At 67.5% G+C, this 3,980-nt stretch carries 3 protein-coding genes and 1 pseudogene; 3 read left to right on the forward strand and 1 reads right to left on the reverse strand.

Annotation, left to right across the window (positions count from 1 at the left end; all coding sequences use genetic code 11):
• The 3 genes and pseudogenes from IE206_RS42000 to IE206_RS42010 all read left to right on the forward strand — a co-directional run.
• Window positions 1–884: pseudogene (locus IE206_RS42000) on the forward strand (hypothetical protein); the annotation flags it as partial.
• A gap of 8 nt (window positions 885–892) precedes the next feature.
• Window positions 893–1,387 carry a hypothetical protein gene (locus tag IE206_RS42005; protein WP_189972023.1) on the forward strand — a complete coding sequence of 165 codons (495 nt, stop codon included), beginning with the start codon at window positions 893–895 and terminating at the stop codon, window positions 1,385–1,387.
• A 167-nt stretch (window positions 1,388–1,554) separates the two neighbouring features.
• A complete protein-coding gene (locus IE206_RS42010) occupies window positions 1,555–2,424 on the forward strand; it encodes an immunity 49 family protein (RefSeq protein WP_189972025.1) in 870 nt (289 codons plus the stop codon).
• A 38-nt stretch (window positions 2,425–2,462) separates the two neighbouring features.
• Here IE206_RS42010 and IE206_RS42015 read toward each other — a convergent pair whose 3' ends face one another.
• Window positions 2,463–3,632 (reverse strand): serine hydrolase domain-containing protein, encoded by a 1,170-nt coding sequence (locus IE206_RS42015; protein WP_189972026.1) that lies wholly within the window; start codon window positions 3,630–3,632, stop codon window positions 2,463–2,465.
• Between the last annotated feature and the right edge of the window lie 348 nt (window positions 3,633–3,980).

Genomic DNA, 3,980 nt, shown 5'->3' on the forward strand with positions numbered 1-3,980 from the left:
ACAAACCCGACGGCACCATCGCACCCGCCAAGGTCGAACTCAGCGCCGACGACATCGCCCGCCTCAAGAGTTCGCTGCCGCACGTGGACGAGCCGGTCAAGGTCGGCGCGGACGTCAGGGAACCGGCCATGGCCGGGGCCCACGACCCGGCGCGCACACCCGGCGGCACCGCCCACGACCTCGGGCCCTCCGCCAGCCACGAAACCCCGGGCGGCCCGTCGCACAACACCGATCCCAAGGCTCCGCACGCCGGTCACGATCCGGCGGGTGGCGGCTCGCACACTCCGGTCTCCCCCGGCGGTGGCGCGCACGACGGCCTCGGGCAGCCGACGGGGGGTCACCACGAAACCCCGGGCTCCGGTCATGGTGGTGCGCCGGGACACGGAGGAAACGAGGGCACCGGAAGCGGCGGAGGCGGGCATGAGAGCCCGGTCAACCACCATCCCCTGGGCACTCCCGAGAACCCGCATCCGGTCACCGAGGCCCAGCAGGCCGACTTCATGAAGAGCCAGAGCGAACTGGACGGGCTCAGCAGGAAGAAGCAAATCGACACGGTCGGGCGCGGTATTGAAGTAAACGGTCAGAAATACAAGCCGGAGGCACCCCTGCTCAAGGGCGCAAAACACGGAATCGACTGGACTGAAGGACCGGCCCGCGCCAGTAAGGAAGCTAAGCCGCAAGGAAAGTTTGGGTCGCCGGCGGATGTCCACTACGCTACGGAGCGCGCCGCTGACCTGGGGCCCGGAAAGACTGGATTCTTCAAGCTTCCCGAGGGTCATCATTGCATCGAGTACATGCCTGACGGTACGACGCGAACCCCGAATGCTCTCTTTGTCAAGGTGTACCCCAACGGCAAGGTGCACGCTTACCCGACCACGCGATAGGAACGACGATGAGTTTCTCGATCCAGGCAGGTTGCCCGACCGTTCGGGAGTGTGAGTCCGCCGCCGACATGGCTGACGCGGTCGGCGAGATTTACTCCTCCGAGGCCGAGGATGCCATCCTCGTCTGGAACCTGGTGCCGGTCCGGCTTCCGTATGGCTATGACCTCGCCGCCCTTATCGACGACCTGGTGCCCCTCCTTGAGGAAATTCAGCGGCCAGAATTCTCGGAGACCGAGGTCTTCTGGGGCTCCGACACATTCTCCGCCGAATGGAGAATGATCCGCGAGGGCGATTCGCTGAGAATTCAGGCGCGCTGGCACAGCACGCTCGGGAACTACGAGTCGCTGCTGGCCGAACGGGGCGATTCGGTGGTCCCTACGCACGTATTCGTCAGCGAGTGGGCAAAGGTTCTGCAGCGGATCGTAACCGATATCGAGTCGGCGTCCGTGGAGTTGGAAGACGACGACATCTTCCTCCGAGCCAAGGCCCTGCTCGCGGTTTGAGCCACAGGCGTTTGGACGTTGCGGACGCACGCGAGGACATGGACACGGTCACCATCGAGCCGGTGATCCCCGCCTAGCCGACTACGTACCGGTCAAGGCAGAGGCAGACGACGCACACTGGTCGGCTACGGAATGGGGAATTCGACCTCTCCGCGAGGGACTGATCCATGGCAATCCAGATTTCCCGGACCCCGTACGACCCGGGCGAGAACTCCGACGAGTGGCTCGCGGAGATCGACGAACACACCATGCAGGCGATCGAACGCGTCGAGCGGGCGCCACGCATGTTCGGTGTGTCCTTCAGCAGCACGATCAACACCGCGTTCACGCACTGCCTGCACGACCCGACCGCGAACGCGAGCGAGACGTGGGAGGCGTGGGTCGCGGCCATGCAGACGGGGTCCGCACTGTTCGCGGCGGCCACCGCCCCCGCAGGCTCGACCGTGGAGTGCATGATTGCCCACAAACCGCGGACCATCCCCGCGCTCGGGGGGCCCACGCACTTCACCGACCCGGGCACCTGGCTGCAGGCGTTCTGGCTCGCCATCATCTGCCGCGACGAGAACCGACTGACCCAACTCGCCAACGTCCCCATCGAGTTGCTGCGCGGCTCGGGTGCGGAGTTCGAGGAGTACATCTACCACTGGGTCGACGCGCTCCAGACGTACTGGCTCGAACGGGAAGGCTTGGGCGAGAAGTTGGTCGCCGCGTTCGACGGGACCAACCCGGACAACGTGCGCTTCGTGGACCGCGAGCTGATGCTCAAGATCCTTTACCCTCCGCTGAACGTGTTCTACCGCTTCATCACCCAGGACACCGAGAAGTTCAGCGAGGCGCTCGTCCAGGCGATCCAGCTGCACCACGAGTACTGGACGGCCGACGAGGAGCGCCGCGAGGACCTCGACGGTGCGGTGGCCCTGGCCCCGCTCGCCCTGGCCTGCCTCGCGTACGACGCCGGACGCCCGATCGAGGTGGAGTCGGAGTACCTCCCCGAGAACCTCCTCGACCGGAGCTGGCTGGGGGAATTCCCTACGTAGGTCCCGCGTAGGCCCTGCGCCGGGCACCCAGGGTCTGGCTACCCGGCGCCGCACAAAGCCTTGTCCACCAGGGCCTCTACTCGGGGCATCGCCTTGGGGTCGGTCGGCTGGAGGGTTACCGCCACGTTCGCGGCGCGGCCCTTGTCCGTGGCGCCGCCCCGGGTTTCGTAGCCCGGGAAGCTGCCGCCGTGGCCCCAGTAGACGCCGCCGCACGACAGCGGAGTGCTCAACAGGCCGAGTCCGTACCGGGTGTTGGGCGCGAAGGGGGATCCGGCCGGGACGGTGGTGCGCATCTCCTTCAGCTGGGCCGGGTGGAGGAGGCGGCCACCGAGGAGCGCGCTGAAGAAGCGGTTCAGGTCGGAGTTCGTGGAGATCAGCTGGCCTGCCGCCCAGGCCCAGGACGGGTCCATCTCCGTGATGTCGCTCAGAGGGCCGCCCGGCGCGTCCTGGGCGTAGCCCTTGGGGTGCGGTTCGCGGATCGTCGGGTCGCCGGGGGCGGGGAAGTAGGTGTGCCGCAGGCCGATCTTCTTGATGATGCGCTGGTCGATTTCCGCGGCGAGGGGGCGGCCCGTCACCCGCTGGACGATCAGGCCGGCCACCACGTAATTCGTATTGCTGTACTCCCACTTGGATCCGGGGGCGAAGCCCGCCTTGTGCTTGAAGGCGCGGTCGAGCAGGTCGCGGGGTTCGTAGTAGCGGGGCTCCAGGTCGTCGTCGTTGGTGTAGCTGGGGAGTCCGCTGGTCTGCTGGAGGACTTGGCGGACGGTGATGCGGCTCCCGTCGATGCCGTCGCCGCGTACGAGGCCGGGGAGGTAGGTGTCGATCGGGGTGTCGAGGCCGATCTTGCCCTCGCCCACGAGTTGCAGGACGACCACGGCGGTGAAGGTCTTGGTGTTGCTGCCGATGCGGACCTGGCCGTCGACGGGGACCTTCGCCCTGGTGGTCAGGTCGGCTACGCCGGCGGTGTAGTTACGGGTGTGGCCCTTGCGGTCCTGGATGGCGGCCAGGGCTGCGGGGAAGCCGTCGCTTGTGACCAGGGTGTTGAGGCTCTGCTGCACGGCGTCCCGTCCTGCGGTCGCCGGGGGCGGGGTGAAGGCGCTCAGCGTCAGGATGCCTGCGGCCAGTGCGGCTGCGGCGGCCGCTCCTCGCCTCGTGGTCCGCTGCCGCGCTCTGTTCTGGCCGGGGCTTTGTGATGCCTGCTCACGCACGGGCGGACTCCTCCGGGGGGTGGGGTGTTTGCTCGGCCCAGCTTTTCCGGAGGGGGTGGTTCGGGGCGATCCGGCCACCTACCCGTAGGTGGGTGGGGCTAACCCCCGGGGCGCCAAGGGGGGTTGGGGGGCAACCCTGTTTTGGCCCCGCCCCGCCCCTTCCCTAAACCCGCCGGGGGTTGGGAAGGGGAGCCGGGTTTCCTGGGGCTCCGCCCCAGACCCCGTATCGCGCCTGAAGGGCGCTCGTCCTCAAACTCCCCCAAGGCCTCAAGGGCCAGGGGGGACCCCCATGACAGACACCCCATGTCGTTGGGGTGTCAAGAGAGTTGGGGGTGGGCGTGGTGTGAC

The sequence above is a fragment of the Streptomyces violascens genome (assembly GCF_014649955.1).
GTDB classification, from domain to species: Bacteria; Actinomycetota; Actinomycetes; order Streptomycetales; family Streptomycetaceae; genus Streptomyces; species Streptomyces violascens.